The organism is Alteraurantiacibacter buctensis (assembly GCF_009827655.1).
Taxonomy (GTDB): domain Bacteria; phylum Pseudomonadota; class Alphaproteobacteria; order Sphingomonadales; family Sphingomonadaceae; genus Alteraurantiacibacter; species Alteraurantiacibacter buctensis.
In genome coordinates, this window is sequence record NZ_WTYV01000018.1 from 1 (window position 1) to 4,236 (window position 4,236).

Here is a 4,236-nt window from a genome sequence, read left to right on the forward strand (position 1 = left end):
AACGGCTTCGTGGGCAACGAGGCCGCATGGCTTGCAAGCCTGATCGGCCCTGCCGGTGCTGATGGCGCCGACGGTGCGCCGGGCGCACCTGGTGCTGATGGCGCTGACGGTGCGCCAGGCGCACCCGGTGCCGACGGGGCAGATGGCGCACCCGGAGCCGACGGTGCCGATGGTGCCGACGGTGCCAGCGCCTACGAGGTGGCCGTGGCCAACGGCTTCGTGGGCAACGAAGCCGCATGGCTCGCAAGCCTGATCGGCCCTGCCGGTGCTGATGGCGCCGACGGTGCGCCGGGCGCACCTGGTGCTGATGGCGCTGACGGTGCGCCAGGCGCACCCGGTGCCGACGGGGCAGATGGCGCACCCGGAGCCGACGGTGCCGATGGTGCCGACGGTGCCAGCGCCTACGAGGTGGCCGTGGCCAACGGCTTCGTGGGCAACGAAGCCGCATGGCTCGCAAGCCTGATCGGCCCTGCCGGTGCTGATGGCGCCGACGGTGCGCCGGGCGCACCTGGTGCCGATGGCGCTGACGGTGCGCCGGGCGCACCCGGTGCCGACGGGGCAGATGGCGCTGACGGAGCGGATGGGTCCGCTGTGCTGCAAATTGATGTCTTCACGGCCAGCGGAACCTGGACCAAGCCCGCCGGTGCTGTTGACGTGGAGGTTATCTGCATCGGCGGTGGGGGTGGAGCTGGCTCTGGGCGCAAGGGTGCTGCCGGTTCCGTTCGCTGCGGTGGGGGCGGCGGTGCAGGCGGCGGCGTATCTGTGCAGACGTTTGACGCGAGCCAGTTGGGCGCAACCGAGACGGTCACGGTCGGCGCGGGCGGTGCCGGTGCAGCGGCGGTCGCGGCTAACTCCACAAGCGGCAGTAATGGGACTGGCGGCGGTGCCAGCCAGTTCGGCGCAACGCGTTGGCTGGCGGCGGGCGGCGGTCAGCCGGGCAGCGGTGGCACAAACAGCTCTGGTGGTGGCGGCAACAGTATCGGCGCATTGTCCTCCATGTGGGCCGGTGGCTCTGGTGCAGCCGCTTCGACCAGTGGGGGCAGTGGCAATGATGCTGCCTACTATGTGTTCGCCAACAGCCTCTACACCGTATTGCTGGGGGCGGGTGGCGGCGGAAGTGGCGGCGGTATCACGTCAGCCAACGCGCAGTCTGCCGGTGGCGATGGCTCAAGCACCCCCGCCTATCGGTCTTCGGGGCATGGGGTAAAGGGCGCAGCCGGCGGGACCGCTGGTGGAAACGCAACCGACGCCGCTAGCGGCGATCGGCGACCCGGCTCTGGCGGCGGTGGCGGCGGAGGCAACCTGACCGGTAATGGCGGCAACGGTGGCAATGGCGGCTTCCCCGGTGGCGGTGGCGGCGGGGGTGGCGCTGCTGTGGATGGTGTCGGCAACAGCGGTGCTGGCGGCAATGGCGGCGCTGGCGTCGTCATCGTGATTTCGAGGGGGTGACGATGGACCGATACGCCATCATCGAGAACGGCAATGTTGCCAATGTCGCCCTTGCAGATGCCGAGTTTGCGGCAGAGCAAGGATGGATCGCCGCGCCTGATAGCGTGGCGCCGGGCTGGTCCTACGATGGGCAAGAGTTCGTTCCACCGCCCGATCCAGCGCCCACGGTTCCCGCCACGATCAGTGACCGGCAGTTCTTCCAGCAGCTCGCTCTGCTGGGCAAGATCACCCAGGCCGAGGCGCTTGACGCGGTTGGCCCCGGCATCATTCCGGCCAGCATGGGCGCGCTGATCGACATGCTGCCGGCGGAGCAACAGTTCACCGCGCGCATGTTGCTGTCCGGCGCCACCAGCTTCGAGCGGCACCATCCGCTGACGCCCGTTCTCGGCGGCATGTACGGACTGGCCGACGACGATCTTGACGCTCTGTGGATCGCAGGAGCGGCGCTGTGAAGGCCCGGCTCGCCACCAGCGCCATGGCCCTGCTGATCGCGCTGGACGTGCTGCTGTGCACGCTGTGGCTGATCCCGCTGTACGTGGCTGGCCTGGCCAGCAGGCCCACCGGCCGCCAGCTGATCAGCGGCTACGTGGGCAAGGCGCGCCTAAACGGTCACCGCTGGGCGCGTGTGGCCGGTGCGGTGATCGACTGGATCTTCGCGCGCCTGGGCGATGGCCCGGCGCATTGCACCCGTGTGTACCAGGCCGATCGGGGGACGGGCGAATGAGCGACCTCGCCGCCATCATCACCGCCGCCACCGGCCTGCTGGTTGCCCTGGGCGGCGCCATCGCCTGGCTTTGGAACAAGCTGGAGAACCGCTTCACCGCGATCGAGCAGCGCGCCGAGGGCTGCGAGGAGCGATCCGCCGTGCAGACCACCGTCATCGAGCTGCTGTGGCAGGAACTCGAGCGCGTGACACCTGATGGATCGAAAGTCCTGGCGCGCGCCCTCAAGCTGCTCAACGACCTGAAGGAACCCCACCGATGACCACGTTCAATCACGGGGCCTTCATCCGTGCCCTCCGTGCGCGCCGCCAGACCATCCCGGCGGATCTCTACGCGGACCTGATGGCCTCGATCGAGGTGGCTCTTGGCACCGCGCCCGACCTTCCCGCCGCCGCCCCCGCCTCGGCCGTTGGCGAGGCTCCGTGGCTGATCGAGGCACGCCGTCACATGGGCCTGAAGGAAGTCGCCGGGCCGCAGCACAACGGCACAATCCTTGGCTGGGTGAAGTCGCTTGGCGGATGGTTCAAGGACGATGAGACGCCGTGGTGCGGCACCTTTGCCGCCGTGTGCATGAAGACCGCCGGGCAGGACGTGCCCGAGCATTGGTTCCGCGCCCTCGAGTGGGCGAAATGGGGTAAACCCTGCGATCCCGTGGTGGGCGCCGTGGTGGTGTTCGGCCGCCAGGGCGGCGGCCATGTCGGCTTCCTGGTGGGCGAGAGCGCGGCAAACTACTACGTGCTCGGCGGCAACCAGTCGAACGCGGTCAACATCACCCCTATCGCCAAGATCCGCGCCGTGGCCACCCGCTGGCCTGCCCCCCTCAAGGTCACAGGATTCCGGCTGCCGGCCATGAGCGGCGGCACTGTCTCGAGGAATGAGGCGTGACCACCTCGGCCCAGCGCTTTGCCGCCGTGATGGCGCTCGCCACCCTCGGCGCGGGAATCCTCGGCTTCATGGTGTTTGCCGTGCTGCGCGACGGGACCGTGAGCGGTGAGGATGGTGGGTGGATGGCCGCCGCATTCCTCTCGCTGCGCGAGGTCTTCAGCAAGATCGAGAACATCGTCCTGGGGAGTGCAAGACCATGATCCCACCTTTCCTCGCCGCGCGCGGCCTGTTCGGCATGGCCCGCTGGATCTGGCTTCTGATCGCCCTGGCTGGCGTGCTGGCGCTGGCGGCAGCCGTGACCGGATCGGTGCGCGACATCGTGCAAACCATCACCAGCACAGCCCACGAAGGCGGCAAGGCCGAGGCCACTGCCGCCGGGCACCAGACCACCTTTGAACAGATCGGAGAAGCCCATGAAGCTGGCAACGAAGTGCGCAATGATCGCGGCTCTGCTCGCTATGACGAGTGCCTGCAATCCGCCGCCCCCGGTTACGAGGGCAACTGCGAGCGATACCGCCCAGACCAGCCTGTGCCTGGTGATGCGGACGATCCCGCTCCGCCCGGCACCAGGCGCTGACGCGCAAGATCCTTTCAACTCCTTCGACACCGATGCCACCACCGAAGCGGTGATGGAACACAACGCCAGCTGGCGCGCGGCCTGTCCTTCGTCCTCAAGTAGCGGAAGCGCAGCTGACCCGCAGGGTCTACCGGTAGGGCAAAGGGCCCCATGAGCGCGGCGGCGGAAGACATCCCGGCCCGCGTGGGTGAGCTGATCCGGGTTGGCACGGTAAGCGAGCTTGATCTCGAAACCGCCCGCTGCCGGGTGCTTTACGGCGATCCGGATGACGAGGATGGCGGGGCCACTACCGGGTGGATCCGCTGGCTGACCCTGCGCAGCGGTGAAACCCGCACCTGGTCACCGCCCAGCGTGGGCGAACAGGTGCTGCTGATCGTACCTGATGGCCAGATCGGCAGCGCGGTGGCCCTGCCCGGCCTGGTGCGCGACATGTTTCCCGCCTTGGGCACTTCGACCACCGAGATCATCGAATTCGCCGATGGTGCGCGGCTGTCCTATGATCCGGAAGGCCACGAGCTGGTGGCCGAGCTTCCGGCCGGTGCCACTGCCACGATCACCGCACCGGGGGGCTTGACGATCGATGCTGCCGGCGGGATCACCCTG

At 68.6% G+C, this 4,236-nt stretch carries 8 protein-coding genes; all 8 read left to right on the plus strand.

Features of this window, described 5'->3' with window-relative positions:
- On the plus strand, positions 1 to 1,449 hold a 1,449-nt coding region (locus GRI99_RS18340), incomplete at its 5' end, for a glycine-rich domain-containing protein (RefSeq protein ID WP_337192956.1).
- 2 nt (positions 1,450 to 1,451) lie between these two features.
- Positions 1,452 to 1,901: a hypothetical protein gene (locus tag GRI99_RS18345; protein ID WP_160773516.1), complete on the plus strand. Its 450-nt coding sequence runs from the start codon at positions 1,452 to 1,454 to the stop codon at positions 1,899 to 1,901.
- A complete protein-coding gene (locus tag GRI99_RS18350) occupies positions 1,898 to 2,173 on the plus strand; it encodes a hypothetical protein (protein WP_160773517.1) in 276 nt (91 codons plus the stop codon). Before GRI99_RS18345 ends, GRI99_RS18350 begins: the two co-directional genes overlap by 4 nt.
- On the plus strand, positions 2,170 to 2,433 hold the full coding sequence (locus GRI99_RS18355) for a hypothetical protein (protein WP_160773518.1): 264 nt from the start codon (positions 2,170 to 2,172) through the stop codon (positions 2,431 to 2,433). The genes GRI99_RS18350 and GRI99_RS18355 overlap by 4 nt, the downstream gene beginning before the upstream one ends.
- Positions 2,430 to 3,056, plus strand: a complete 627-nt coding sequence (locus tag GRI99_RS18360; RefSeq protein ID WP_202393188.1) for a TIGR02594 family protein — start codon at positions 2,430 to 2,432, stop codon at positions 3,054 to 3,056. The genes GRI99_RS18355 and GRI99_RS18360 overlap by 4 nt, the downstream gene beginning before the upstream one ends.
- Positions 3,053 to 3,256 (plus strand): hypothetical protein, encoded by a 204-nt coding sequence (locus GRI99_RS18365; RefSeq protein ID WP_160773519.1) that lies wholly within the window; start codon positions 3,053 to 3,055, stop codon positions 3,254 to 3,256. Before GRI99_RS18360 ends, GRI99_RS18365 begins: the two co-directional genes overlap by 4 nt.
- Positions 3,253 to 3,633 carry a hypothetical protein gene (locus GRI99_RS18370; RefSeq protein WP_160773520.1) on the plus strand — a complete coding sequence of 127 codons (381 nt, stop codon included), beginning with the start codon at positions 3,253 to 3,255 and terminating at the stop codon, positions 3,631 to 3,633. The genes GRI99_RS18365 and GRI99_RS18370 overlap by 4 nt, the downstream gene beginning before the upstream one ends.
- 150 nt (positions 3,634 to 3,783) lie before the next feature.
- Positions 3,784 to 4,236: phage baseplate assembly protein V (locus GRI99_RS18375; RefSeq protein WP_160773521.1), on the plus strand; the 453-nt coding region annotated here is incomplete at its 3' end.